Source organism: Salmonella sp. 32082101201600294FB01SM01 (assembly GCF_017572865.1).
Taxonomy (GTDB): Bacteria; Pseudomonadota; Gammaproteobacteria; order Enterobacterales; family Enterobacteriaceae; genus Salmonella; species Salmonella enterica.
On sequence record NZ_JAGESB010000001.1, the window covers coordinates 1,527,739 to 1,552,667 of the forward strand.

General features: G+C 52.8%; 26 protein-coding genes. 12 read left to right on the forward strand and 14 right to left on the reverse strand.

What is annotated here, in order from left to right:
* Positions 1-30: 30 nt before the first annotated feature.
* Entirely contained in the window at positions 31-1,101 is a 1,071-nt protein-coding gene (dadX, locus tag J4645_RS07440) for a catabolic alanine racemase DadX (protein WP_000197909.1), read from the reverse strand.
* A gap of 13 nt (positions 1,102-1,114) precedes the next feature.
* Positions 1,115-2,413 carry a D-amino acid dehydrogenase gene (locus J4645_RS07445; RefSeq protein WP_001266935.1) on the reverse strand — a complete coding sequence of 433 codons (1,299 nt, stop codon included), beginning with the start codon at positions 2,411-2,413 and terminating at the stop codon, positions 1,115-1,117.
* A 322-nt stretch (positions 2,414-2,735) separates the two neighbouring features.
* Between J4645_RS07445 and J4645_RS07450 the strand changes: the two genes are divergently transcribed.
* Positions 2,736-4,268 carry a SpoVR family protein gene (locus J4645_RS07450; RefSeq protein ID WP_000190831.1) on the forward strand — a complete coding sequence of 511 codons (1,533 nt, stop codon included), beginning with the start codon at positions 2,736-2,738 and terminating at the stop codon, positions 4,266-4,268.
* A gap of 46 nt (positions 4,269-4,314) precedes the next feature.
* Here the strand turns inward: J4645_RS07450 and fadR are convergent, their stop codons facing one another.
* On the reverse strand, positions 4,315-5,034 hold the full coding sequence (gene fadR / locus J4645_RS07455; RefSeq protein ID WP_000234826.1) for a fatty acid metabolism transcriptional regulator FadR: 720 nt from the start codon (positions 5,032-5,034) through the stop codon (positions 4,315-4,317).
* Positions 5,035-5,253: 219 nt separating this feature from the next.
* On the opposite strand from fadR, the gene nhaB reads away from it, so the two are divergent.
* The 3 genes from nhaB (at position 5,254) to J4645_RS07470 (ending at position 7,921) form a co-directional block, all read left to right on the forward strand.
* Positions 5,254-6,798, forward strand: coding sequence for a Na(+)/H(+) antiporter NhaB (gene nhaB / locus J4645_RS07460; protein ID WP_000406443.1), 1,545 nt, complete (start codon positions 5,254-5,256; stop codon positions 6,796-6,798).
* 141 nt (positions 6,799-6,939) lie between these two features.
* Positions 6,940-7,470 carry a disulfide bond formation protein DsbB gene (gene dsbB / locus J4645_RS07465; RefSeq protein WP_000943475.1) on the forward strand — a complete coding sequence of 177 codons (531 nt, stop codon included), beginning with the start codon at positions 6,940-6,942 and terminating at the stop codon, positions 7,468-7,470.
* Positions 7,471-7,579: 109 nt separating this feature from the next.
* Complete coding sequence (locus J4645_RS07470; protein WP_000018967.1) at positions 7,580-7,921, forward strand: DUF1971 domain-containing protein; 342 nt, start codon at positions 7,580-7,582, stop codon at positions 7,919-7,921.
* Positions 7,922-7,992: 71 nt separating this feature from the next.
* Here J4645_RS07470 and J4645_RS07475 read toward each other — a convergent pair whose 3' ends face one another.
* The 5 genes from J4645_RS07475 to J4645_RS07495 form a co-directional block, all read right to left on the reverse strand.
* Positions 7,993-8,166 carry an addiction module toxin, GnsA/GnsB family gene (locus tag J4645_RS07475; protein ID WP_001083582.1) on the reverse strand — a complete coding sequence of 58 codons (174 nt, stop codon included), beginning with the start codon at positions 8,164-8,166 and terminating at the stop codon, positions 7,993-7,995.
* 192 nt (positions 8,167-8,358) lie between these two features.
* The gene (locus J4645_RS07480) at positions 8,359-8,496 is read right to left on the reverse strand and encodes a hypothetical protein (protein WP_001519337.1); all 138 of its coding nucleotides are present in this window, start codon (positions 8,494-8,496) and stop codon (positions 8,359-8,361) included.
* A gap of 351 nt (positions 8,497-8,847) precedes the next feature.
* The gene (locus tag J4645_RS07485) at positions 8,848-9,294 is read right to left on the reverse strand and encodes a YcgN family cysteine cluster protein (RefSeq protein ID WP_001285703.1); all 447 of its coding nucleotides are present in this window, start codon (positions 9,292-9,294) and stop codon (positions 8,848-8,850) included.
* A gap of 92 nt (positions 9,295-9,386) precedes the next feature.
* A complete protein-coding gene (locus J4645_RS07490; protein WP_023196939.1) occupies positions 9,387-10,046 on the reverse strand; it encodes a fumarylacetoacetate hydrolase family protein in 660 nt (219 codons plus the stop codon).
* A gap of 49 nt (positions 10,047-10,095) precedes the next feature.
* A complete protein-coding gene (locus tag J4645_RS07495; protein ID WP_001537109.1) occupies positions 10,096-10,389 on the reverse strand; it encodes a YcgL domain-containing protein in 294 nt (97 codons plus the stop codon).
* 125 nt (positions 10,390-10,514) lie between these two features.
* Between J4645_RS07495 and minC the strand changes: the two genes are divergently transcribed.
* Genes minC through minE form a run of 3 tightly spaced genes read left to right on the forward strand, consistent with a single transcriptional unit; the run spans position 10,515 to position 12,328 of the window.
* Positions 10,515-11,222: a septum site-determining protein MinC gene (minC, locus tag J4645_RS07500; RefSeq protein WP_000072527.1), complete on the forward strand. Its 708-nt coding sequence runs from the start codon at positions 10,515-10,517 to the stop codon at positions 11,220-11,222.
* A 23-nt stretch (positions 11,223-11,245) separates the two neighbouring features.
* On the forward strand, positions 11,246-12,058 hold the full coding sequence (minD, locus tag J4645_RS07505) for a septum site-determining protein MinD (RefSeq protein ID WP_000101047.1): 813 nt from the start codon (positions 11,246-11,248) through the stop codon (positions 12,056-12,058).
* Between the two features lie 3 nt (positions 12,059-12,061).
* A complete protein-coding gene (gene minE, locus J4645_RS07510) occupies positions 12,062-12,328 on the forward strand; it encodes a cell division topological specificity factor MinE (RefSeq protein ID WP_001185666.1) in 267 nt (88 codons plus the stop codon).
* Between the two features lie 121 nt (positions 12,329-12,449).
* Here the strand turns inward: minE and rnd are convergent, their stop codons facing one another.
* From rnd to J4645_RS07535, 5 genes are all read right to left on the reverse strand, one after another.
* A complete protein-coding gene (gene rnd, locus J4645_RS07515; RefSeq protein WP_023214459.1) occupies positions 12,450-13,577 on the reverse strand; it encodes a ribonuclease D in 1,128 nt (375 codons plus the stop codon).
* A 72-nt stretch (positions 13,578-13,649) separates the two neighbouring features.
* Positions 13,650-15,335, reverse strand: a complete 1,686-nt coding sequence (fadD, locus tag J4645_RS07520) for a long-chain-fatty-acid--CoA ligase FadD (RefSeq protein WP_001532413.1) — start codon at positions 15,333-15,335, stop codon at positions 13,650-13,652.
* 204 nt (positions 15,336-15,539) lie between these two features.
* Positions 15,540-16,121 (reverse strand): Slp family lipoprotein, encoded by a 582-nt coding sequence (locus J4645_RS07525; protein ID WP_000290594.1) that lies wholly within the window; start codon positions 16,119-16,121, stop codon positions 15,540-15,542.
* A gap of 71 nt (positions 16,122-16,192) precedes the next feature.
* The gene (gene tsaB / locus J4645_RS07530) at positions 16,193-16,888 is read right to left on the reverse strand and encodes a tRNA (adenosine(37)-N6)-threonylcarbamoyltransferase complex dimerization subunit type 1 TsaB (RefSeq protein ID WP_001221017.1); all 696 of its coding nucleotides are present in this window, start codon (positions 16,886-16,888) and stop codon (positions 16,193-16,195) included.
* A gap of 57 nt (positions 16,889-16,945) precedes the next feature.
* Entirely contained in the window at positions 16,946-18,856 is a 1,911-nt protein-coding gene (locus J4645_RS07535) for an ATP-dependent DNA helicase (RefSeq protein WP_000128801.1), read from the reverse strand.
* A gap of 131 nt (positions 18,857-18,987) precedes the next feature.
* Between J4645_RS07535 and J4645_RS07540 the strand changes: the two genes are divergently transcribed.
* Positions 18,988-19,332: a RidA family protein gene (locus tag J4645_RS07540; RefSeq protein WP_000029550.1), complete on the forward strand. Its 345-nt coding sequence runs from the start codon at positions 18,988-18,990 to the stop codon at positions 19,330-19,332.
* Between the two features lie 5 nt (positions 19,333-19,337).
* Here J4645_RS07540 and J4645_RS07545 read toward each other — a convergent pair whose 3' ends face one another.
* Positions 19,338-19,517: a YoaH family protein gene (locus tag J4645_RS07545; protein ID WP_000457328.1), complete on the reverse strand. Its 180-nt coding sequence runs from the start codon at positions 19,515-19,517 to the stop codon at positions 19,338-19,340.
* A gap of 80 nt (positions 19,518-19,597) precedes the next feature.
* Here J4645_RS07545 and pabB point away from each other — a divergent pair, with 80 nt between their 5' ends.
* The 4 genes from pabB to J4645_RS07565 all read left to right on the forward strand — a co-directional run bounded on the left by pabB (position 19,598) and on the right by J4645_RS07565 (position 24,911).
* Positions 19,598-20,962 (forward strand): aminodeoxychorismate synthase component 1, encoded by a 1,365-nt coding sequence (gene pabB / locus J4645_RS07550; RefSeq protein ID WP_072206315.1) that lies wholly within the window; start codon positions 19,598-19,600, stop codon positions 20,960-20,962.
* Between the two features lie 3 nt (positions 20,963-20,965).
* Positions 20,966-21,544: a CoA pyrophosphatase gene (locus J4645_RS07555; protein WP_023196908.1), complete on the forward strand. Its 579-nt coding sequence runs from the start codon at positions 20,966-20,968 to the stop codon at positions 21,542-21,544.
* Between the two features lie 263 nt (positions 21,545-21,807).
* On the forward strand, positions 21,808-23,172 hold the full coding sequence (sdaA, locus tag J4645_RS07560; protein WP_000624274.1) for an L-serine ammonia-lyase: 1,365 nt from the start codon (positions 21,808-21,810) through the stop codon (positions 23,170-23,172).
* A gap of 137 nt (positions 23,173-23,309) precedes the next feature.
* Positions 23,310-24,911: a cyclic diguanylate phosphodiesterase gene (locus tag J4645_RS07565; protein WP_001192516.1), complete on the forward strand. Its 1,602-nt coding sequence runs from the start codon at positions 23,310-23,312 to the stop codon at positions 24,909-24,911.
* Positions 24,912-24,929 lie beyond the last annotated feature (18 nt).

Below are 24,929 nucleotides of genomic sequence, written 5' to 3' on the forward strand. Positions count from 1 at the left end.
GGACCGGTCGACGCCTTAGCCTGAATTAGGTTACGTTGTCACAAACGGCACACGCGGCGCTACGGCGCACAGTAGCTCATAGCCCAGCGTGCCTGCCGCAGAGGCGACATCATCGACCTTAATTTCTTTGCCCCATAATTCAACCGGCGTGCCGATTCCCGCCTGCGGACACGGCGTCAAATCCACCGCCAGCATATCCATTGAAACGGTGCCTACTGTTCTGGTACGGATACCGTCCACCAGCACGGGCGTCCCGGTCGGCGCATGGCGTGGATAGCCATCAGCATAACCCGCCGCGACGATGCCAATGCGTTGTTCCTGAGTCACAGAATACCCTCCGCCATAGCCTACTCTTTCACCCGCGCTCAGCGTCTGCACGCCAATAATTTCGCTACTCAGCGTCATCACGGGTTTTAGCCCGGTATCGGCAATATCCCGCCACTGTCCTGACGGCGACGCGCCGTACAAAATAATGCCCGGCCTGACCCAGTCATAATGCGCCTGGGGATGCCACAGCGTCGCTGCCGAATTTGATAACGAGTATGAACATTGAAGGCCTTCCGTCGCCAGCGCAATTCGTCTCATCGCCTCCCCGATACCTTCCGGATGATCGGCCTGAGCAAAATGTGACATCAGGGTCATTTCACCGACATTGCGCATTGCCCGCAATTGCTGCCAGACGGTCTGCGCCCGCTCAGGCTGAAAACCGAGTCGGTTCATGCCGCTGTTGACTTTGACATAGATATCCAGCGGCGCGTTAAGCCGCGCATTTTGCAGCGCTTTCAACTGCCAGTTACTGTGGATGCAGGTGGTCAGCCGATAAGTGTCATACGCCTCCAGGTCTTGCGCATGGAAAAACCCCTCCAGCATCAATATCGGCCCCTTCCACCCGCGTTCACGCAGGGTAATCGCCTCTTCAAGGTTGAGCATAGCGAAACCATCTGTGGCGCCCAGCGCGCTCCAGACGCGTTCAATACCGTGGCCGTAGGCGTTGGCTTTCACTACCGACCAGACGCGCGCCTCTGGGGCCGCCCGGCGCACAATAGCCAAATTTTGTTTCATTACCTGTAAATCAAGGCTGGCCTGTATAGGGCGGGTCATTTCACTTCCTTTATCAGTTATGCGCGCTATGCAAACGTTGCGGGCGGGTGGGCGTAAAATCGGAACGGTATCGCGCCACGCTCAGATCGTCGTAGGGTATCGCTGGCGTACGACCCGACAAGATATCGCTTAACAACTGGCCTGAACCGCAGGCCATCGTCCAGCCTAACGTGCCGTGTCCAGTATTAAGCCACAGATTTTTATAACGGGTACGTCCTACTACCGGCGTGCCGTCCGGCGTCATGGGGCGCAGGCCGGTCCAGAATGTGGCCTGCTCAATATGACCGCCGCGCGGAAAGAGATCGCGCACAACCATCTCCAGCGTCTCGCGGCGCGGTTGCAGTAAGTCGGTATTAAAGCCCACGATTTCCGCCATTCCCCCCACGCGAATACGCTTATCAAAACGCGTAATAGCGATTTTGTAGGTTTCATCAAGAATCGTCGATACCGGCGCGCCGTCTGGCTCGACGATTGGGATGGTTAATGAATAGCCTTTCAGCGGATACACCGGGATATCAACAATGCCTTTAAGCATCGCCGTCGAATACGATCCAAACGCCATAACATACGCATCTGCTTTAATGATCTCATCGGCGCATTTCACGCCGTAAATCTGATCATTTTCGTACAGTAATTTTTCCACGGGAGTATTAAAGCGAAAGGTTACGCCCGCCTGCTCCGCCATGCGCGCCAGACGCTGGGTAAAGAGCTGACAGTCCCCGGTTTCATCATTCGGTAAGCGCAGTCCGCCGGTTAATTTATGCGCAACCTCAGCCAGAGCGGGTTCAACTTCCGCCAGTCGGCTGGCTTCCAGGAGCTGATACGGCACCCCGGCATCTTCCAGCACGGCGATATCACGGGTGGCGTTCTCATACTGTTGCGCGGTGCGAAAGAGTTGCAGCGTTCCCCCCTGGCGGCCTTCATATTCGATACCGGTCGCGGCGCGTAGCGTTTTCAGGCAGTCGCGACTATATTCCGCCAGGCGCACCATGCGGCCTTTATTTTCCATGTAATGCCGGGTATCGCAGTTACGCAGCATTTGCCACATCCACTTCAGTTGAAACGGAGTGCCATCCAGACGTACCGCCAGCGGCGCATGGCGCTGGAACATCCATTTTATCGCCTTCAGCGGTACGCCAGGGGCCGCCCAGGGTGCCGCATATCCCGGTGAAATTTGTCCGGCATTCGCCGCGCTGGTTTCTTGCGCCGGGCCGGATTCGCGATCGATGACGGTGACATCATGCCCCGCCTGACTCAAATACCAGGCGCTGGTCACGCCAACTACGCCACTCCCCAGGATGACAACTCGCATAGCCACTCCGTTAATAGTAAAAGAACAATCTTCTGATTACATCTTGATAACCCAGATGAAAATATTATTCAACATATGACTTTTTTATGGTGACGTGCTTCACATATACCCTAAAGACAAGCGATCCCACTGGTTTGGGATCTCCTGCTACGCGGCATGGCTATACAGCATAAAATGATGCCAATACCCGATTTTTTGCCGTTCAATGTGGAGGAAATCGCAAAGAAAAGTTTTCACGATCAAGTCGTTTTTTAACATGGTGTTCTATGCTTGAAAGGAGGCGCTCCATACAGAGAGCGTCGCCAACAATGAGGGTGCGCGAATGGCAACGATTGATTCCATGAACAAGGACACCACACGTTTGAGCGATGGACCCGACTGGACATTTGATCTGCTGGATGTCTATCTGGCAGAGATAGACCGCGTGGCGAAACTCTACCAACTGGATACTTACCCGCACCAAATTGAAGTCATCACTTCCGAACAGATGATGGACGCCTACTCCAGCGTCGGGATGCCGATCAACTATCCGCATTGGTCGTTTGGCAAAAAGTTCATTGAGACGGAACGTCTGTATAAGCATGGTCAACAAGGACTGGCTTATGAAATTGTGATCAACTCTAATCCCTGCATTGCCTACCTGATGGAAGAGAACACCATCACCATGCAAGCGCTGGTCATGGCGCACGCCTGTTACGGACACAACTCCTTTTTTAAAAATAATTATCTCTTCCGGAGCTGGACGGATGCCAGCTCTATCGTCGATTACCTGATTTTCGCCCGAAATTACATTACCCGCTGTGAAGAACGCTACGGAGTGGATGAAGTAGAAAAACTGCTCGACTCCTGCCACGCGCTGATGAATTACGGCGTCGATCGTTATAAGCGCCCGCAGAAAATCTCGTTGCAGGAAGAGAAAGCGCGACAAAAAAGCCGGGAAGAGTATCTACAAAGCCAGGTGAATATGCTGTGGCGCACGCTGCCAAAACGCGAGGAAGAAAAAACTGTCGCCGAAGCACGCCGCTTTCCCGCTGAACCGCAGGAAAACCTGCTCTATTTTATGGAGAAAAACGCCCCGTTGCTCGAGCCGTGGCAGCGCGAAATTCTGCGCATCGTGCGTAAAGTCAGCCAGTATTTTTATCCGCAGAAACAGACGCAGGTCATGAACGAGGGCTGGGCGACCTTCTGGCACTACACCATCTTGAACCATCTCTATGATGAAGGCAAAGTGACGGAACGCTTTATGCTGGAGTTTTTACACAGCCATACCAATGTCGTATTCCAGCCGCCCTATAATAGCCCCTGGTATAGCGGAATTAACCCCTATGCGCTCGGCTTTGCCATGTTCCAGGATATCAAACGTATTTGTCAGTCGCCCACGGATGAAGATAAATACTGGTTTCCGGATATTGCCGGTTCCGACTGGCTGGAAACGCTGCACTTCGCCATGCGCGATTTTAAAGATGAAAGCTTTATCAGTCAGTTCCTGTCGCCAAAAGTGATGCGTGATTTCCGTTTCTTCACGGTACTTGATGATGACAGGCATAATTATCTGGAGATCTCCGCCATTCATAACGAAGAAGGTTATCGGGAGATTCGATCAAAACTGTCGTCACAGTATAACCTGAGCAACCTGGAGCCGAATATTCAGGTCTGGAATGTGGATTTACGTGGCGACAGATCGCTAACGTTGCGTTATATCCCGCATAACCGCGCGCCGCTGGATAAAGGCCGCAAAGAGGTGCTGAAACATGTGCATCGGTTATGGGGCTTTGATGTGATGCTGGAGCAACAAAATGAGGATGGCAGCGTAGAACTGCTGGAGCGTTGTCCGCCGCGCATGAATATGCTGTAATCGAGATGCTGCCCGGTAGTGTTTGCGCTTACCGGGCATCGCGGGATTATCGTCCCTGAATCGCTAAATCGCCGGGCAGATTTTTCTGCATCCGATGCCAAATCTCGCCGCTGTCATGCCCGTAACGCCGCACCGTTTCATACACCTGGTCGTGCGCGCCCTGCTCGCATAACGACGATAATTTATGATAGAAACCCAGTGCCAGACTGCGCGCTTCCGGATTGGCGAAATAGTGGCGACCAATGCGGGTGTATAACCCTTTCATGCCGTTCAGGATCAAGCCGTAAATAGGATTGCCGGAGGCGAATGCCAGACCACGAAAGATGTTATAGTCCAGATCGGCGAATGCATCGGCATGGTCGGCCACTTCGTGGGCTGTGGCCAGCACTTCCTGCGCCTTATCCGGGTGTTGACGCAACGCGGTACGAATAAAGATAGTAGAAATATTGGTACGCACCGACAACAAATTGTCGATCAGTTGCGGAACGCTTTCATGATCAAGGCGGGCCAGCGTTTCAAGGATATTCAGCCCTGACGTTTCCCAAAAATTATTAACCTTTGTCGGTTTGCCATGCTGAATGGTCAGCCAGCCATCTCGCGCCAACCGCTGTAACACCTCGCGTAATGTCGTGCGCGTCACGCCGATCAGTTCGGAGAGTTCTCGTTCTGCCGGTAAGATAGTGCCAGGAGGAAAGCGGTTATTCCAGATACTTTCAATAATATACTCTTCCGCGAAACCCGCCGGGCTCTGCGCCTTAATGACCATAGTGAGATTTCCATTACACAGCAAAACATAGTTGCACTCATCATACCAGACGGGCGTAACACCTGATAGCGGACGCAATGAAGAAAAAGGGGATCAAGGCACCATTTCTGATATCACCTGCCAATATCGTTAAGGACTTGCTTGCATTCGTCGCGCTCGCTACTCTCTGTGTTTAAACATAAAAACGCTATTTCATTTTTCTAGGTAAGGAAAAATTTCATGGAGATCTCATGGGGTCGCGCCATGTGGCGCAACTTTTTAGGCCAGTCGCCCGACTGGTACAAACTGGCACTACTTGTCTTTTTAATTGTTAACCCATTCATTTTCTTAGCTAATCCCTTTGTTGCCGGTTGGCTGCTGGTGGCAGAGTTTATCTTCACCCTGGCGATGGCGTTAAAGTGTTACCCCCTGCTGCCCGGCGGGTTACTGGCCATTGAAGCCGTCATCATCGGCATGACCAGCGCCGCCCATGTACGTGAAGAGGTTGCCGCCAACCTGGAAGTCTTGCTGCTGCTGATGTTTATGGTGGCAGGCATCTACTTTATGAAGCAGTTATTGCTGTTTATTTTTACCCGTCTGTTACTCAGTATCCGCTCGAAGATGGTTCTGTCGCTGGCCTTTTGCGTCGCCGCCGCGTTCTTGTCGGCTTTTCTTGACGCGCTTACCGTCGTTGCGGTGGTGATCAGCGTCGCCGTCGGTTTTTACGGGATTTACCATCGTGTGGCCTCATCGCGCGGCGAAGAGAACGATATGCTGGACGATAGCCATATCGATCCGCATTACAAAACGGTGCTGGAGCAATTCCGCGGATTCTTGCGTAGCCTGATGATGCATGCGGGCGTGGGGACGGCGCTGGGCGGCGTCATGACCATGGTCGGGGAGCCGCAAAACCTGATCATCGCTAAAGCGGCTGGCTGGCATTTCGGCGACTTCTTTTTACGGATGTCGCCTGTCACCGTCCCGGTACTGATATGTGGACTGTTAACCTGTATGCTGGTCGAGAAAATGCGCTGGTTTGGCTATGGCGAAACGTTGCCCGAAAAAGTCCGCGACGTCTTGCAGCAATTCGACGATCAAAGCCGTAAGAAGCGCACCCGCCAGGATAAAATTAAACTAATAGTCCAGGCAATTATTGGCGTCTGGCTGGTTACCGCCCTCGCCCTCCATCTCGCGGAGGTGGGGCTGATTGGTCTGTCGGTTATTATTCTGGCCACCGCGTTAACGGGTGTAACCGATGAACACGCCATCGGCAAAGCGTTTACCGAGTCGCTGCCGTTTACTGCGCTGTTAACCGTTTTCTTCTCCATTGTGGCGGTTATTATCGATCAACATCTTTTCGCGCCGATTATTCAGTTTGTCTTGCAAGCCTCTGAACACGCGCAGCTAACGCTGTTCTATCTCTTTAACGGCCTGTTGTCTTCCATTTCGGATAACGTCTTTGTCGGCACTATTTATATCAACGAAGCGAAGGCGGCAATGGAAAACGGCGCTATCAGCTTAAAACAGTTTGAGCTGTTAGCTGTGGCCATCAATACCGGTACTAACCTGCCATCGGTAGCGACACCAAATGGTCAGGCGGCATTCTTATTCCTGCTGACCTCCGCGCTGGCGCCGTTAATCCGTCTCTCCTATGGCCGTATGGTCTGGATGGCGTTACCGTACACTATCGTACTGACCCTGATAGGGCTACTGTGCGTCGAATTCACTCTTGCGCCGGTCACCGAATGGATGACTCAGGCAGGATGGTTAGCAACGCTTTCGTAACGTTTGGCCGGGCAATACACCGCCCGGCTCCGATTTTTGCCTGATAATTATCCAATTACACATTATTTCATTTCCCGCTAGTGGCGCACGAATTGAATTGGTTTACACTGCGGTCTCTACGCATGTTGCAGGGAAATTATTATGTTGCGATTTTTAAACCAGTGCTCACGGGGTCGGGGCGCATGGTTACTGATGGCGTTTACCGCCCTGGCGCTGGAAATGGTGGCGCTGTGGTTCCAGCACGTCATGTTACTTAAACCTTGCGTGCTATGTATTTACGAGCGTTGCGCCCTGTTTGGCGTGATGGGCGCGGGTCTGGTCGGCGCAATAGCGCCGAAAACACCGCTGCGATACGTGGCAATGGTTATCTGGATTTACAGCGCCTGGCGGGGTCTACAACTGGCGTATGAACATACGATGATTCAGTTGCATCCCTCGCCGTTCATGACCTGTGACTTTATGGCGCGCTTTCCAGACTGGTTGCCGTTGGGTAAATGGCTGCCGCAGGTGTTTGTGGCATCCGGTGATTGCGCCGAACGCCAGTGGTCGTTTTTAACGCTGGAGATGCCGCAATGGCTGTTGGGGATCTTTGCCGCTTACCTTGTGGTGGCGATAGCCGTCGTCATAGCCCAGGCATTTAAGCCTAAAAAACGCGACCTGTTCGGTCGTTGATACACACGCTCCTTCTGGAGCGTTTTTTTTTGCCCGAAGCGTTGTTTGCCAGCGATTAAAAGGTGTATATTAAATGCATCTTTTAATCGCCACATCAGGGAGATGTCTTATGTCCCACTTACGCATCCCGGCAAACTGGAAAGTTAAACGCTCTACCCCCTTTTTCACCAAAGAAAATGTTCCGGCGGCACTGCTCTCTCATCACAACACAGCGGCAGGCGTTTTCGGACAACTCTGCGTGATGGAAGGCACCGTGACCTACTATGGTTTTGCGAATGAAACCGCGACAGAACCAGAAGTGAAAGTGGTGATTAATGCCGGGCAATTCGCCACCAGTCCGCCGCAATACTGGCATCGGGTAGAGCTGAGCGATGATGCGCGGTTCAACATTCATTTTTGGGTAGAGGAAGACCATCAGGGCGAGGAAATGTATCAACAGAAAAAAGCCTGACATCGGTAAACCAGTCACCACTGGGCGGCGTCCCGCCCAGTAGCCAGGTAATTGATGGCGCTAATTAAACGCTAGAGTAGTTTAATTTTAACGTGGTATCCCTCAAGCCCTTTCATCGTTTCTCGCGGCGCGAACTCTATTTCGGAAACCTCTTGCCCGGTTTTCTTCCGTAGTTCGGCAACCTTTTTGCTAATGAGTGCCGCGATTTCCTCTTCTGCTTTATGTGTCAACTCTTCGCTGTTCATTGATTTCCTCCTTTGAGCTCGCAAACGGCTAAGCGCAAATAAGACAGTGTCGTCATGGACGCGCTACTATTTTAACGTACAAAAAATTATAGGCTATCTTTCTGAGGATTATCAGGATGTTTCGCTTTAGAAGATGCAAAAAACCGCCTGGCACAGACGGTGCATCAGGCGGTTGGTTAATAGCACAAGACGCTATCTACGAGGATCTTCAACCTCATTCTGGGTATCCGGGTCGAGAGGATCGTCTCCCTCTGGTGTATCCGGAATATTTTCACCAGGAAGCGGCTCATCCTCTGGTAATGGATCGACTAAATCAGGACGTTCAGACATAAAGCCTCCAACGAACCATAGTTATTAAAGATACCCTACAGCACTACTTTTGGTTTTTCTTTGGATTTTTTCCTTCGTCTTCGGGTGTCTTATCAGGCTTCCTGGGCTGATCCTTTGAAACGCGCAACGGTTGGTTATTCATGGAGTAACTCCTCAGGATAGGCAGCGATATACTGCTTTGAAAGTATAGAGTCGCCGCCATACGTGCGCGAGCGCAGCGACAAGGCGCGTCAGGGAAGAATAGAAGGCAGTGATAACGCCAGGTGACGGAATTTGCACGCAATTCCTGATTTCAGGGGCCGCCCGGCGTAAATTAAAGAATTGTAAACAATCAGCCGTTTTGCCGAAGACTTATTCTGCCCACGACGGTTTATTTAAAATATGATCCTGCCAGTCCCGTACTTCGGATTCTTTAACCGCGATATGACGGACAGAAATTCGCTCGCCATGCATAGCGGCTTTCGATCCAGTCAGCAGCGGATGCCACGTCGGCAAGGGCTTACCTTCCGCCAACAAACGGTAGGCGCAGGTCATCGGCAACCATTCAAAGTCTGGCAAGTTTTCGCGAGTGAGTTTGATACAGTCGGGTTCAAATTCAAAACGGCGTTCATAATGACGGCACTGGCACGTTTTGATATTTAATTGCCTGCACGCCACGTTGGTGAAGTAGATTTCATCTGTATCTTCATCCATCAGCTTATGCAGGCAGCATTGACCGCAGCCATCGCACAGCGACTCCCACTCGGCATCGGTCATTTCATCCAGGGTTTTACGTTGCCAGAAAGGTGTATCGCTCATTAAAGTATCCGCCATTGCACTAAAGCTGCACCTTATAACCAGTCTGGCCTGCAGATGCAAGTTTTACCGCCGCTGAAGGCGGCAAGCAGATTTTACAGAACGCGGGTAGACAACGTTTCGCCATTAAAACGAATGTCCAGCTCATCGCCGCTTAATAATGGCCCCACGCCTGCCGGCGTGCCGGTTAGCACCACGTCCCCGGCTTTGAGCGTAAAATAGCGGCTCATATAGGCGATAAGGGGCACAATAGGATGAATCATATCCGCGGTCGACCCTTGCTGGCGAACCTCGCCATTAACGTTAAGTCCGATAAGCGTATTTTGCGGATCGCCGCAGAAGGCCGCGACAGGGATGAAGCCTGAAATCGGACATGCGTTATCAAAACCTTTGGCTTTTTCCCAGGGCTGTCCGGCCTTTTTCATTTTCCCTTGAATATCGCGCAGGGTTAAATCAAGCGCCACGCCATAACCAGCTATCGCTTTACGTACATGATCTTCGGTCGCCTGGCGGAGCGTTGCGCCAATCAGCACAGCAAGCTCAACTTCATGATGAACAGCGCCCATATCCGCCGGAATCGCCAGCGGCTGGCGAATATCACACAATGCGGTTTCCGGCTTGATAAAAAGCACGGGTTCTTCCGGCGTCGCGCTGCCCATCTCCTTGATGTGATTTGCGTAATTACTGCCCACGCAGACCACTTTACTTACCGGGTAATCAAGCAAGGCACCTTGCCAGTTACGATGTTGATACATATTTTCCCCTAAGATCATGATGGAATTCAGGCGCGGCGCCGAATACCGTTTAACGGTCAGCGTGCGACGTATTTTGTCCCACCGAAGAAAGATGTTGTTTCAGCAAATCTTCCGGCGGCGGCGGCAATTGTAAATAATAGCCCTGCTCGCTTAACGCCTGTTTTACTTTTTCGAGCTCGGCATTGACTAATTTTTTACGTCCATCAAGCGGCAGCATCATCGCTAACTGCGGCTGACCGAATCCTTTCATCAACGCTTCAGGCACCCGCGAAAAATCGTCTTTTTTTTCGACATACAAATAGGTTTGATCGCGCTTGCTACTTCTATAGATCACACAAAACATACTTTTACTCTGAATTAACGGGATGGTGACTTGCCTCAATATAATACTGACTATAACATGCCTTCTGGACTTCGGAATATCACTCCGTATCGGAGATGATAAATAGCAAATTGAGTAAGGCCAGGATGTCAAACACGCCAATCGAGCTTAAAGGCAGTAGCTTCACCTTATCAGTGGTTCATTTGCATGAAGCGGAACCAGAGGTTATTCGTCAGGCGTTAGAAGACAAAATAGCGCAGGCTCCTGCGTTTTTAAAACACGCCCCTGTCGTTATTAACGTTAGCGGTCTTGAAAGCCCGGTAAACTGGCCGGAACTGCATAAGATCGTGACCTCAACCGGCTTACGCATTATCGGCGTGAGCGGCTGTAAAGACGCCAGCCTGAAAGTAGAAATCGATCGGATGGGTCTTCCTTTACTGACTGAAGGTAAAGAGAAAGCGGTTCGGCCTGCGCCCGTTGAGCCGGCAACGCCCAGCGAACCGCCGCAAAACGCTAATCCCATCACAAAAACGCGATTAATTGATGTTCCGGTTCGTTCCGGTCAGCGCATTTATGCTCCACAATGTGATCTGATTGTTACAAGTCACGTCAGCGCTGGCGCAGAGCTTATCGCTGACGGCAATATCCATGTCTATGGCATGATGAGAGGTCGCGCGCTGGCAGGAGCGAGCGGCGATCGGGAAGCGCAAATTTTTTGTACCCATCTGACGGCAGAACTGGTCTCTATCGCAGGTGTTTACTGGCTGAGTGATAAAATCCCGGCAGAATTTTATGGCAAAGCGGCGCGCCTGCGTTTAGCAGACAACGCTTTGACAGTTCAACCGTTGAATTGATCCCTTTTTAACAAGGAATTTTTATGGCACGCATTATTGTTGTTACTTCGGGTAAAGGGGGCGTTGGCAAGACCACCTCCAGCGCGGCCATCGCTACAGGTTTGGCCCAGAAGGGAAAGAAAACTGTCGTCATTGATTTTGATATCGGACTGCGTAACCTCGATCTGATTATGGGGTGCGAACGTCGTGTCGTTTACGATTTTGTAAACGTCATTCAGGGCGATGCGACACTGAATCAGGCGCTGATCAAAGATAAGCGTACTGAAAATCTCTTCATTCTTCCGGCGTCGCAGACCCGGGATAAAGACGCGCTAACGCGCGAAGGCGTCGCTAAGGTACTGGACTCACTGAAAGCGATGGACTTTGAGTTCATCGTTTGCGACTCGCCGGCGGGTATCGAAACCGGGGCGCTGATGGCGCTCTATTTTGCCGATGAAGCGATCATCACGACTAACCCGGAAGTCTCTTCTGTCCGTGACTCGGACCGTATTCTGGGTATTCTGGCATCGAAATCTCGTCGCGCAGAAAATGGCGAAGAACCGATTAAAGAACATCTTCTGTTGACGCGCTACAATCCAGGCCGCGTAAATAAAGGCGACATGCTCAGCATGGAAGATGTACTGGAGATTCTGCGTATTAAACTCGTCGGGGTGATCCCGGAAGATCAATCCGTACTGCGCGCATCTAACCAGGGCGAACCGGTGATTCTTGACGCCACTGCGGATGCGGGTAAAGCCTATGCAGATACCGTAGATCGTCTGTTGGGAGAAGAACGTCCTTTCCGCTTCATTGAAGAAGAGAAGAAAGGTTTCCTCAAACGCCTGTTCGGAGGATAAATTATGGCATTACTGGATTTTTTTCTCTCGCGGAAAAAGAGTACCGCTAATATTGCAAAAGAGCGGTTGCAAATCATTGTCGCGGAACGTCGCCGTAGCGATGCCGAACCGCATTATTTACCGCAGTTACGTAAAGATATTCTTGAGGTCATTTGTAAATACGTACAAATCGATCCGGAAATGGTTACCGTCCAGCTTGAGCAAAAAGATGGTGATATCTCCATCCTTGAACTTAACGTAACGCTGCCGGAAGCCGAAGAGTCAAAATAAGCTCTTTTATGGGAAAATTCCTGGATTAAAAAAGGCAGAAGAATCTGCCTTTTTTATTTTTTTACATTATTCCGAATACGGACATTTATTTCACTGGCCGTTTTCCCGGCAATTACCGCCGTTAACGCGGATACCCCTGCAACAGCAGAGTTAACTTCTCCGCCATCAGTTCGGCGCGCCAGCCGGAAATCAATTCTGGTTGCCCATTTTGCGGTTTTAATTTCCAGTGCCAGTTAAGCAACTGATTAATCTGCCGACGCGATGCCAGTAGCTCGCCGCTGACGTGATGCGACGCGCTCACCTCCGCCACCAGCGCTTTGATGGCCTTAAACGCTTTGCGATAGCCCGGCATGTCCATCAGATTCAACAGGGGTTCCGGCAATGCCTCTTCCGGTAACGCCTGTGCTTTCGCCACCAGCGATATCAACGTCTTGCCGTGAAAACGAATCTCGCTGCCGGAAAGCCCCAGACTATCCAGCTCACCGAGACTGCCCGGCATATAACGCGCGACCGCCCACAGGTTTTCTTCACGCACAACAAAGTTCACCGCCATATCGCGCTCACGCGCCTTACGTAGCCGCCAGTCAGCTAAAAGTTGCAGACAGGCTAACTGGCGGGTACGCAGTTGCCAGGCATTAGTGATATCCCGCCATGCTTCTTCCGGTGCCTGAATCTCCTGACGACGCTGCTGCATCAATCGGCATTCATCAAGCGCGGCAGGCAGCCATCCTGCGGCTTCAGTTTCAATCATCAGCTTTTTGGCGATCGGTAACAGATACCAGACATCCGCCGCCGCGTATTCACACTGACGTTCGCTTAAAGGCCGGGCTAACCAGTCGGTACGAGACTCGCTTTTATCCAGCGCCACGCCCGTATACTCTTCTACCATCGCCGCAAACCCCCACGACAGCGGGCGCCCGCAAAACGCCGCCAGGATTTGCGTATCAATCAGGGGTTCCGGCAGTTCGCCAAACGCATTCAGAAATACTTCCAGATCTTCGCTACCCGCGTGCAGAAATTTGGTGATTCCCGTATCGCGCAACACCGCTTTTAACGGCGACCAGTCGCTGATGCCGAGCGGATCGATCAGGGCGACATTTGCCCCGTCAAATAACTGGATCAATCCTAACTGCGGGTAATAGGTGCGGGTACGGACAAATTCCGTATCTAAAGCAATAGCCGGACATGCGCGGACAGCCTCACACAGGCTCGCCAGCGCATCGTCCGTTTCAATCATTTGGTAATTCAAATCGTGTTCTCTTTGGTTCGCGCCAAAAAAAACGCCGGCTTAACCGGCGTCTCTCGTTAGCTGACTTAACGCTCAGGCTTTATTGTCTACTTTGCCACGGGCTTCGTCACGCAGTTCTCGTCGTAAAATTTTCCCAACGTTAGATTTTGGTAATTCCTCGCGAAACTCGACCTGTTTGGGCACCTTATATCCGGTCAGATGGCGACGGCAGAAGGTGATCAACGCATCGTCAGTCAATGCCGGATCTTTCTTAACCACAAAAAGCTTCACCGCTTCGCCACTACTACCGGAAGGCACGCCAACCGCCGCAACTTCCTGCACGCCAGAATGCTGCATCACCACATCTTCAATTTCGTTTGGATAAACGTTGAAACCAGAAACCAGAATCATATCTTTCTTACGATCGACAATCCGCAGAAAGCCCTCTTCATCCATAACCGCAATATCGCCCGTATGCAGCCAACCATCTTTAATGATTTCATCCGTCGCGTCAGGACGCTGCCAGTATCCCAGCATAACCTGCGGGCCTTTCACGCAAAGCTCTCCAGCCTCACCCGGCGCAACTTCGTTATCATCGTCATCCACCAGTTTGGCTTCTGTTGACGGTACAGGCAGGCCGATACTGCCGCTGTGATAATCAATATCATGCGGGTTGACGCTCACCAGCGGGGCGCACTCGGTCAGCCCGTAGCCTTCCAGCAGGTATTGCCCGGTCAGCTTTACCCAACGTTCCGCAACGACGTTTTGCACCGGCATCCCGCCGCCGGCTGACAGATGCAGCGAAGAAAAATCCAGCTGTTGAAACTCTTTATTATTGAGCAGGGCGTTGAATAGCGTATTAACGCCAGTCATCGCCGTAAATGGATATTTCGCCAGCTCCTTGACCAGGCCGGGGATATCACGCGGATTGGTAATCAGCAGGTTTTGCCCACCCAGCTCGATAAAAAGCAGACAGTTCATGGTTAAGGCAAAAATGTGATACAGCGGCAGCGCGGTCACTACCAGCTCTTTCCCCGGGTGCAGCAGCGGCCCATAGGTCGCTTTCACCTGCTCCAGATTCGCCAGCATATTGCGGTGGGTCAACATCGCGCCTTTCGCCACGCCCGTCGTACCGCCGGTATATTGCAGGAAAGCCAGATCTTCAGCGACAACCTCGGGTTTGACATACTGCATACGGTAGCCATGCTGTAGCGCGCTGCGAAACGAGATCGCATCTGGCAAGTGGTATTTTGGCACCAGACGCTTGATGTATTTCACGACAAAGTTAACAACCGTACCTTTGGCGGTAGAAAGCTGGTCGCCCATCCGCGTCAGAATAACGTGCTGTACCGACGTTTTCTCGACCACTTTTTCCAGCGTATGGGCAAAGTTAGAAACAATAATGATTGCCGCCGCGCCGCTATCGTTAAGCTGATGCTCAAGTTCGCGCGGCGTGTACAGCGGGTTAACGTTCACCACAATCATGCCGGCGCGTAAAATACCAAATAGCGCGACAGGATACTGCAACAGGTTTGGCATCATCAGCGCCACACGGTCGCCTTTTTTGAGTCCCAGCCCTTGTTGTAAATAAGCCGCAAATGCCCGACTACGTTCTTCTAATTTACGGAAGGTCATTACCTCCCCCATATTGACGAACGCAGGCTGATCGGCATAGCGCGTCGCCGCATGTTCAAACAGTTCAACCAGGGATTGATAACGGTCAGGGTTGATCTCCGCCGGAACATCAGCAGGATAACGGTTAAGCCAAACCTTCTTCAATGCATCACCTCTAAAATGAGTGTTCGTCGTCATCACAACCCCAGTTAATAAACAAGTCGTTAACATTATATTAACTCAGCGTACCAGTTTATTAATTACGCAACTGAAAGGTTGCGAAGCGCGTCACTATTTATTTTTATTATGTCTCTATGAATGCAGAAACAGCGGACCAGCCGCTGTTTCTTTTATTGATAAAACAAAGAGTTACTCTGTTACTATCGTCTGAACCTCTGCGGGTCCAGGGTTATACCACCCCCAACCGCCATAGCCATAAGGCCAGGCGCGTCCGCCGTAAAACCACGGATCGATCGGCTGTGGAGGCATGACGACCTGCTGAACAAGATGCCAGCGTTTATAGCCGGTAGCCTGCATCAGCATAAATTTATACGGCGTATTGCCGATTTTACCGTCAACCGTGCCAGTTATCGGGCCGACAACGGTAACTAACTGGCCACGGAAGTCCACCGGGTCCAGAAAACCGTTCACATCGGCAAAAATTCTGCCGCGCGAGGCTTCGCCCAGAACAGGACGCGCGCCGCTGTCGAGCGGTACGGTCGCGATTTCAAGCCGGGTTTTTCCCTGCTGATTTTGTACCGCCACAACTTTGCCGCCAAAACGCGCCTCTTGCCCGATATAGAGCTGCGGCGCATTCATCACCCGCACCAAATCCTGCTGCGGCGTCGGACTCGAACCTTTAATGGCATCCGGGATAGTCACGCAACCGCTCAGCATAAGCGCAAAAGCGCACGCCAGCGCCCCTTTTATTAACCGTTTTTGAACCGCCATGATGCGACTCCTTTTTCTCGACCTCTATTCCACCCCACAGCATAAAGTATGGGGGGTAATAGTAGTGAGAGTCATTCTTTGCCGGGAAGTTTCTTCCACGCCACTTCGTTACGCAAATAAACCGGCTCGGCATGTTCCACGGCAACGGTCTCTCCCGCCGCCAGCTTTTGACTGGCGATGGGCAACATATCTTCCGCTGCCGGGAGCGACACCTCCCCATCATGAAGCGTCAGGCCGCACTCCTTCGCCAGATCGGGCCAGGCGGACCAACCCGTTCCTACGGTCGCCCACTCGCCGGAAAGCTGTTTCAACCGCTCGCCGACCCGTTCCGGTTTCAGCACCGCTTCTGTCTCTTCGCCCTGCCAGACGCCCTGCGCATCACGCTGGTATTCCGCCCAGTACACTTCGCCCATCCGCGCGTCAATCGCGGCGAGTACGCGGGTTGCGCCGGTTTTACGCCATGCGCCCTGCGCCATCGTGGCAAGCGTCGAAACACCGATCATCGGCAGATTTGCCCCTAACGCCAGCCCTTGCGCAATACCAATGCCGATACGCACGCCGGTAAAGCTGCCCGGACCGCGCCCAAACGCCAGCGCATCTATCTCATTGAGCGAGACGCCGCTGGCGGCCAGAATCTCCTGCACCATGGGCAGGATACGTTGAGTGTGTTCTCGTGGACAAAGCTCAAAGTGAGCATTGATAGTACCGTTGTTCCACAGGGCGACAGAACAGGCCTCTGTGGCGGTATCGATAGCCAGAATTCGCATGAGGTTTCGTGCTTAGATCAATAAAATAGCGCGCATCTTACCATACTCCGTAACAAATTACTCGGCGGATGGAATCGCAAGAAAGCGAACGGCACGGGCGATATCACGCGTGCGCGGCGCAGGAGGCAGGCTGGCGAGAAACGTGGCGCCATAGGGCCGCATCACCAGCCGGTTATCACAAATCACTAACACCCCGCGATCGTCCGCATCGCGAATCAGCCGCCCTACGCCCTGCTTCAGCGTAATCACCGCGTCGGGCAGTTGAACCTCATCAAACGGATCGCCGCCGCGCAAACGACAGTCTTCCATTCGCGCTTTTAACAGCGGGTCGTCCGGGGAGGTAAACGGCAATTTGTCGATAATCACCAAAGATAACGTATCACCGCGCACGTCCACCCCTTCCCAGAAGCTGCTGGTGGCGACGAGCAGCGCGTTGCCGGCGCTAACAAATTGCTGTAACAGTTGGCCTTTACTGGTTTCCCCTTGCAACAATACCGGCAGCGTCATGGTGGCGCGAAACTGCTCCGCCAGATCGCGCATCATGGCGTGTGAGGTGCACAGCATAAAACATCGCCCGTTATTGGCTTCGATAATCGGCCTGAGCATAGCCGCCAACTGTCGCGCCGCGCCGGGCTGGTTGGTTTGCGGTAGGTTACGCGGTACGCAGAGTAACGCCTGGCGCGTATAGTCGAATGGGCTGGGCAGCAGCATGGATTCTGCCTGTTCAATTCCCAGACGGGCGGTAAAGTGGTGAAGATCATCATTTACCGACAACGTGGCCGAGGTAAAAATCCAGCTACCGGGCTTCTGTTCCATCACCTCTTTGAATTTGTCCGCCACGGTGAGCGGCGTCAGCGCCAGGGTGAAATGGCGCGAGGTGCACTCATACCAGTAGCTGTATCCCGGCTGATTGATCTCTTTTAAGCGTTTCAGCCGTGAGCGGTATAGCGTGGCGCGTTCAAAAGCCGCATCCAGCAGCGCCGAACGGCCCAGCGACAGCTTCGCCACGTCGTAACAAAGCTCCAGCGTATCATCCAGCAGTAAAAATGCCCGTTGGATACGTGGGTCGGCTAACAGTTCACGCAAATTTCCCCGGTAGCCGGGCTCCCCCAGTTGCAGACGAAAATCCTGGGCGCTCTGGGCAAGGCGATCGGCGCATTTTTGCAACTGTTGAGTGTCTTTCAGTTCCGTCCGGTAGGCGATGGTGATGTCTTTTGCTAAATCCAGCAACTGACGGCTGGAGAGCGATTGTCCGAAATACTGGCTGGCGATGTCAGGCAGTTGGTGGGCTTCATCGAAGATCATTACTTCAGCCTGAGGGATAAGTTCGCCAAATCCGCTCTCTTTAACTACCATATCCGCAAGAAAAAGGTGGTGGTTTACAATCACCACATCCGCGTCCATCGCCTTTTTACGCGCTTTCACCACAAAGCACTCTTTGTAGAGCGGGCAATCGCTGCCAAGGCAGTTGTCGTTGGTACTGGTGACCAGCGGCCAGGCCTGGGAATCCTCCGCCACGCTGACGCAGGTGCTGATATCGCCATCCCGCGTCTGATTTGACCAGGAGCGCAGCAATATCACGTCGCTTAACGTTTGTACCGGTAAATCGCCGCCCGCCAGCGCTTGTTGTTCCAGCCGCTCCAGGCAGAGGTAGTTTGAACGTCCTTTCAACAGGGCCGTCTTACCGGTAAACGCCAACGCTTTTGCTACCGTCGGCAGATCGCGGCTGTAGAGTTGATCCTGCAACGCTTTCGACCCGGTTGAAATAATGACTTTTTTCCCGGCACGCAACGCCGGAGCGAGGTAAGCATAGGTCTTCCCGGTTCCGGTGCCGGCTTCAACAACCAGAGGCTGCGCATTTTCAATCGCTTGTGTTACGGCAACCGCCATTTGTCGCTGTGGTTCGCGCGGTTTAAAGCCGGTTATCGCTTTGGCCAGTTGGCCATCTGCTGCAAAATCGTCCGTCACACTGCCCCCTGTTAATTTACACAGGGATTATGTCAGGGTAGAAAGGCTTACGCCAGTTACAGAGGTGACGGCGGCGCCACATTGTGGCAGTCTTGAGCCATTCAAATGGAAAGCATAATGAGGAATAAGTAATGTCTATCGTGCGTATTGATGCCGAAGATCGTTGGTCTGATGTGGTGATCTACAATAATACGCTGTGGTATACCGGCGTGCCGGAAAACCTCGACGCCGATGCTTTTGAGCAAACGGCGAATACTCTGGCGCAAATTGATGCGGTGCTGGAAAAACAGGGCTCCAGTAAGTCACGTATTCTGGATGCCACTATTTTCCTGAGTGATAAAGCGGATTTTGCCGCCATGAATAAGGCGTGGGATGCGTGGGTCGTCGCAGGCCATGCGCCGGTACGCTGTACCGTACAGGCCGGGTTGATGAACCCGAAATATAAAGTTGAGATTAAGATTGTCGCGGCGGTATAAGCCGGTTATTCGTCTTCATCCTCAAAACGCGCCACTATCCGTTCGCCGGTATGGTTGGCGCGAAGTTCGCCCGCCACCTGGGCAATCGCTTCTCCGCTGCTCATACCTTGCGACATCAATTCCTGGATACGTTCTACGGCTTTTTGCTGTTGTTCATGACTGAGTGAAGGTAAACCTGCAAACATGATTAACTCCTGCTAAATTGTTAGCGCTAATTATTTCACGCTACCCGGCGGTAAGCCAGTAGTGTTGTAACGAGTCAGGAATGATGAAGACGTTATCTCCCACTGTTATCACCTTACCCTGGCGTCCGGACGCCGCTGAACACTATTTTGCGCCCGTAAACCATTTGCCCTGGGCGATGCTGCTGCATTCAGGTGATGCTATTCATCCCTATAACCGCTTTGATATTCTGGTCGCCGATCCTGTCACCACACTGACCACGCGCGCGCAGGAAACCACGGTATGTACTGCGCGCACGTCCACCGTCACTCTCGACGATCCGTTACACGTTTTGCAGACTCAACTGGAGGCGCTGCCTTTTCATCCTCAGCCTGACCCTGACTTACCCTTTCAGGGCGGCGCGCTGGGTCTGTTTGGTTATGATTTAGGGCGGCGTTTCGAAATTCTGCCCGATACTGCCGCGCGCGATATCGTTTTACCCGATATGGCGATTGGCCTTTACGACTGGGCGCTGATTGTCGATCACCAAAAACAGGTGGTGTCGCTGATAAGCTATCACGATGCAGACGCCCGATATCGCTGGCTCACCAGCCAGCGCGCGCCGACCCGAACGCCCTTCAGGCTTACCTCGGCCTGGCAATCCAATATGACGCGTTGTGAGTATGGCGAAAAGTTTCGTCAGGTGCAGGCCTGGCTGCACAGCGGGGACTGCTATCAGGTCAATCTTTCCCAGCGTTTTCAGGCGAGCTACGAGGGTGATGAGTGGCAGGCTTTCGAACGCCTTAACCGCGCCAATCGCGCCCCGTTTAGCGCCTTTCTTCGTTTACATGACGGCGCCATATTGAGCCTTTCTCCCGAGCGTTTTATCCAACTGGAGAACGGTCATATTCAGACGCGCCCGATCAAAGGTACGCTTCCACGGCTTAACGATCCGCAGGCGGATCGTCAGCAGGCGCAGAAACTGGCCAACTCAATGAAAGATCGCGCTGAAAATTTGATGATCGTCGATTTGATGCGTAACGACATTGGCCGGGTCGCCGTGCCGGGTTCGGTGAAAGTGCCGGAACTGTTCGTCGTTGAACCATTTCCTGCCGTTCACCATCTGGTTAGCACCATTACCGCCCGTTTACCGGACTCGCTTCATGCTACCGACCTGCTGCGCGCGGCTTTCCCCGGCGGCTCCATTACCGGCGCGCCTAAAGTGCGGGCGATGGAAATTATCGACGAACTGGAGCCGCAGCGACGCAACGCCTGGTGCGGTAGCATCGGTTATCTGAGTTTCTGCGGCAAGATGGATACCAGTATTACTATCCGCACCGTCACGGCAACGCAGGGCCAACTCTATTGCTCAGCCGGCGGCGGTATCGTGGCCGATAGCAACGAAGAAGCGGAATATCAGGAAACTTTTGATAAAGTTAATCGTATCCTGCACCCACTGGAGAACTAATACGTGGATACCAGCCGACTGACGCTCGATCATTTCTTATCGCGCTTTCAGCTTTTGCGCCCGCAGATGACTCATGAAACGTTAAATCAACGTCAGGCCGCCGTACTGATCCCTGTGGTTCGCCGCCCCAAGCCGGGGCTGCTGTTGACCCAGCGGGCTATTCATTTGCGCAAACACGCCGGACAGGTCGCCTTTCCCGGCGGGGCCGTGGACAGTACCGATGCTTCGCTTATCGCCGCAGCGCTTCGCGAAGCTCAGGAGGAAGTCGCCATCCCGCCACAAGCCGTGGAAGTGATTGGCGTTTTACCGCCGGTAGACAGCGTGACCGGTTTTCAGGTCACCCCGGTGGTCGGCATTATTCCGCCAAACCTCCCCTGGCGCGCCAGTGAAGACGAAGTGTCTGCGGTGTTTGAAATGCCGCTGGCGCAAGCGTTGCAACTGGGTCGATATCATCCGCTTGATATTTACCGTCGCGGCAATTCGCACCGCGTATGGCTCTCCTGGTATGAGCATTATTTCGTCTGGGGCATGACCGCAAACATTCTTCGTGAGCTGGCGCTGCAAATCGGCGTAAAGCCCTGACTGTACACAACGCCATTCACGTTGCCTCAAGGCGGTAACAATCGCCTCCCCCAAAGAGGCAGCCTGAAGGGCAACGTGTATATACTTAACTTTACGCGCACAAGACACGACTTGAGATTACTGTCGCAATATTAGTAAAAACGCGGTTATTCATTAGTTTAATTCATGTGAATAGTTAAGCTGATGCCAGCGTTCCCTCTTACACTATGCGCAGTTATAACATCGTAACCGGAAGCCCCGGTTGCCCTGTCAGGAGTATTATCGTGATTAGCCTATTCGACATGTTTAAGGTAGGGATTGGTCCCTCCTCTTCCCACACTGTTGGCCCGATGAAGGCCGGTAAACAGTTCGTCGATGACCTGGTCGAAAAAGGATTACTGGATAACGTTACCCGCGTCGCTGTCGATGTCTACGGCTCGCTGTCGCTGACGGGGAAAGGTCACCATACCGATATCGCCATTATTATGGGTCTGGCGGGTAATGAACCCGCTACCGTGGATATTGATAGTATCCCAGGTTTTATTCGCGACGTCGAAACGCGCGAGCGTCTGTTACTGGCCCAGGGACGTCACGAAGTCGACTTCCCGAAAGATGACGGAATGCGTTTTCACAACGGCAATTTGCCGCTGCATGAAAACGGGATGCAGATCCACGCCTGGCATGACGACACGGTCATTTATAGCAAGACGTACTATTCCATCGGCGGCGGCTTTATCGTTGATGAAGCGCATTTCGGCCAGGAAGCGACGAATGAGGTTACTGTACCTTATCCGTTTAAATCGGCGAAAGAAATGCTGGAGTATTGCAACAGTACCGGCCTTTCACTCTCCGGCATGGTGATGCAAAACGAACTGGCGTTGCATAGCAAGAAAGAGATTGAAGAGTATTTCGGTCACGTCTGGCAGACCATGCAGGCCTGTATTGATCGCGGTATGAATACCGAAGGCGTGCTGCCGGGGCCGCTGCGCGTACCGCGTCGCGCCTCCGCGCTGCGTCGTATGCTGGTTTCCAGCGATAAGCTTTCCAGCGATCCGATGAACGTCATTGACTGGGTGAACATGTTTGCTCTGGCGGTGAACGAAGAGAACGCCGCAGGCGGTCGCGTCGTGACGGCGCCAACCAACGGCGCGTGCGGCATCGTTCCTGCGGTACTGGCTTACTACGACCATTTTATTGAGTCTGTCAGCCCGGATATTTACACCCGCTACTTCCTGGCGGCAGGCGCTATTGGCGCGCTGTATAAGATGAACGCGTCTATTTCCGGCGCGGAAGTCGGCTGTCAGGGTGAAGTCGGGGTCGCCTGTTCGATGGCGGCGGCAGGCCTTGCTGAACTGTTGGGCGCCAGCCCGGAACAGGTTTGCGTTGCCGCTGAAATCGGCATGGAGCATAACCTGGGGCTGACCTGCGACCCGGTTGCCGGTCAGGTGCAGGTGCCGTGTATCGAGCGTAACGCCATTGCTTCGGTTAAAGCGATCAACGCTGCGCGTATGGCCATGCGTCGAACCAGCGCGCCGCGCGTCTCGCTGGATAAAGTCATCGAAACGATGTACGAGACCGGAAAAGACATGAACGCCAAATACCGCGAAACGTCGCGCGGCGGGTTGGCCATTAAAGTCCAGTGTGATTAAACGCCATTTCCCCTCCCTTCGCCCATCTGCTACGGATGGGCGAAATTTTTATCTCTTCCTCGTCGACTCCACGTTTCCCCACTACACTTGCTGTGTCGCGGTTGGCTTTTGTCGCCAACGCTTATTGGGCGGCCCGCATGCAAACAGCACAACGGATCATCAATCATTATCGCCGTAATCGTTTCATTGTTTGCACGATTTGTGCACTGGTCACGCTCATTCTTACGCTGAGCATCCGATTTATTTCGGAGCGGAACTTAAATCACCATCGCACGGTTGCATTCGCGAATCATGCCGTTGATGCGCTGGATAATGTGCTGCATCCTCTCCTGGTCGGACGAAACATATTGCTACCCTTACTTGAGCTTCCGTGCGCGACCGCGCATTTGCCGTTGCGTAAGCAAGCCGCCCGCCTGCAAACCATTCGTTCTATCGGGCTGGTAAAAGAGGGAATTCTCTACTGCTCAAGCATTTTTGGCGCCCGTAATACTCCCATACGCCAGCTTCAGCCCGATCTTCCCGCAGCTGGCGATCTGCTGCTACTTTCCACGGATCACTCGTTACTCAAGGGAAGCCCGATCCTCATTCAGTGGTATCCCGCCTCTGCCGATGGACAGGATGGCGTGATGGAAATTGTGAATATTGGCTTGCTGACGACCATGCTACTTGAGCCACAGCAGCCGCAAATTACCAGCGCCAGCCTGACGGTCGGCAAACGGCACCTGTTATATGGTCGGGGCGTGGTCGATACTCTTCCAGAATTAAAAAAAGATGAAGAGCGTTACCAGCTTTCATCGCGGCATTTCCCTTTTACTATCAGCGTCAGCGGGCCGTCGGCAGGCGTACTGGCGTTCAAACATCTCCCGACACAGTTACCCCTGGCCGTATTGCTTAGCCTGTTGATCGGTTATATCGCCTGGCTGGCGACGGCCAGCAGAATGAGCTTTTCCTGGGAGATTAATCTGGCCCTTGCCGAACGGGAGTTTGAGCTATTTTGTCAGCCGTTGCTTAATGCCCGCACGCAGCAGTGTACCGGCGTTGAGATCCTGTTACGCTGGAATAACCCGCGCCAGGGCTGGATCTCACCGGATGTTTTTATTCCTATCGCCGAGGAGCATAACCTGATAGCGCCGCTGACCCGCTATGTGATTGCGGAAACCATTCGGCAGCGGCACTACTTCCCCATCAACCATCAGTTTCATATCGGCATCAATGTGGCGGCAAGCCATTTCCGACACGGCGTGCTTCTCAAAGATCTTAATCAGTACTGGTTTAGTGCGGAACCTGTTCAGCAACTGGTGCTGGAGCTCACGGAACGCGACGCGTTGCTTGACGTTGATTACCGCCTGATGCGCGAACTGCATCGTAAAGGCGTGAAGTTAGCCATCGATGATTTTGGCACAGGAAACAGCTCGCTCTCCTGGCTGGAAAAACTGCGGCCGGATATTTTGAAAATCGATAAATCCTTCACCGCGGCCATCGGTACCGATGCGGTCAATTCAACGGTGACCGATATTATTATCGCGCTAGGGCAGAGACTGAATATTGAACTGGTGGCGGAAGGGGTCGAAAACCAGACGCAGGCACAGCATTTGCGCCAGCATGGCGTGCAAATGTTACAGGGCTATCTCTATGCGAAGCCGATGCCCATTAGCGAATTTCCACAGTGGCTGGCGGGCAGCGCGCCGCCGCCCGCCCGGCATAACGGACAGATTATGTCCGCGATGCCGCATCTATAGACTTGGTTCCTGCGTGTG

Excerpts from the sequence above, each read along its gene's own strand:
- dadX (WP_000197909.1), bottom strand. The coding sequence starts at position 1,101 with ATGACCCGCCCTATACAGGCCAGCCTTGATTTACAGGTAATGAAACAA.
- J4645_RS07445 (WP_001266935.1), bottom strand. The coding sequence starts at position 2,413 with ATGCGAGTTGTCATCCTGGGGAGTGGCGTAGTTGGCGTGACCAGCGCC.
- J4645_RS07450 (WP_000190831.1), top strand. The coding sequence starts at position 2,736 with ATGGCAACGATTGATTCCATGAACAAGGACACCACACGTTTGAGCGAT.
- fadR (WP_000234826.1), bottom strand. The coding sequence starts at position 5,034 with ATGGTCATTAAGGCGCAGAGCCCGGCGGGTTTCGCGGAAGAGTATATT.
- nhaB (WP_000406443.1), top strand. The coding sequence starts at position 5,254 with ATGGAGATCTCATGGGGTCGCGCCATGTGGCGCAACTTTTTAGGCCAG.
- dsbB (WP_000943475.1), top strand. The coding sequence starts at position 6,940 with ATGTTGCGATTTTTAAACCAGTGCTCACGGGGTCGGGGCGCATGGTTA.
- J4645_RS07470 (WP_000018967.1), top strand. The coding sequence starts at position 7,580 with ATGTCCCACTTACGCATCCCGGCAAACTGGAAAGTTAAACGCTCTACC.
- J4645_RS07475 (WP_001083582.1), bottom strand. The coding sequence starts at position 8,166 with ATGAACAGCGAAGAGTTGACACATAAAGCAGAAGAGGAAATCGCGGCA.
- J4645_RS07480 (WP_001519337.1), bottom strand. The coding sequence starts at position 8,496 with ATGTCTGAACGTCCTGATTTAGTCGATCCATTACCAGAGGATGAGCCG.
- J4645_RS07485 (WP_001285703.1), bottom strand. The coding sequence starts at position 9,294 with ATGAGCGATACACCTTTCTGGCAACGTAAAACCCTGGATGAAATGACC.
- J4645_RS07490 (WP_023196939.1), bottom strand. The coding sequence starts at position 10,046 with ATGTATCAACATCGTAACTGGCAAGGTGCCTTGCTTGATTACCCGGTA.
- J4645_RS07495 (WP_001537109.1), bottom strand. The coding sequence starts at position 10,389 with ATGTTTTGTGTGATCTATAGAAGTAGCAAGCGCGATCAAACCTATTTG.
- minC (WP_000072527.1), top strand. The coding sequence starts at position 10,515 with ATGTCAAACACGCCAATCGAGCTTAAAGGCAGTAGCTTCACCTTATCA.
- minD (WP_000101047.1), top strand. The coding sequence starts at position 11,246 with ATGGCACGCATTATTGTTGTTACTTCGGGTAAAGGGGGCGTTGGCAAG.
- minE (WP_001185666.1), top strand. The coding sequence starts at position 12,062 with ATGGCATTACTGGATTTTTTTCTCTCGCGGAAAAAGAGTACCGCTAAT.
- J4645_RS07525 (WP_000290594.1), bottom strand. The coding sequence starts at position 16,121 with ATGGCGGTTCAAAAACGGTTAATAAAAGGGGCGCTGGCGTGCGCTTTT.
- tsaB (WP_001221017.1), bottom strand. The coding sequence starts at position 16,888 with ATGCGAATTCTGGCTATCGATACCGCCACAGAGGCCTGTTCTGTCGCC.
- J4645_RS07540 (WP_000029550.1), top strand. The coding sequence starts at position 18,988 with ATGTCTATCGTGCGTATTGATGCCGAAGATCGTTGGTCTGATGTGGTG.
- J4645_RS07545 (WP_000457328.1), bottom strand. The coding sequence starts at position 19,517 with ATGTTTGCAGGTTTACCTTCACTCAGTCATGAACAACAGCAAAAAGCC.
- pabB (WP_072206315.1), top strand. The coding sequence starts at position 19,598 with ATGATGAAGACGTTATCTCCCACTGTTATCACCTTACCCTGGCGTCCG.
- J4645_RS07565 (WP_001192516.1), top strand. The coding sequence starts at position 23,310 with ATGCAAACAGCACAACGGATCATCAATCATTATCGCCGTAATCGTTTC.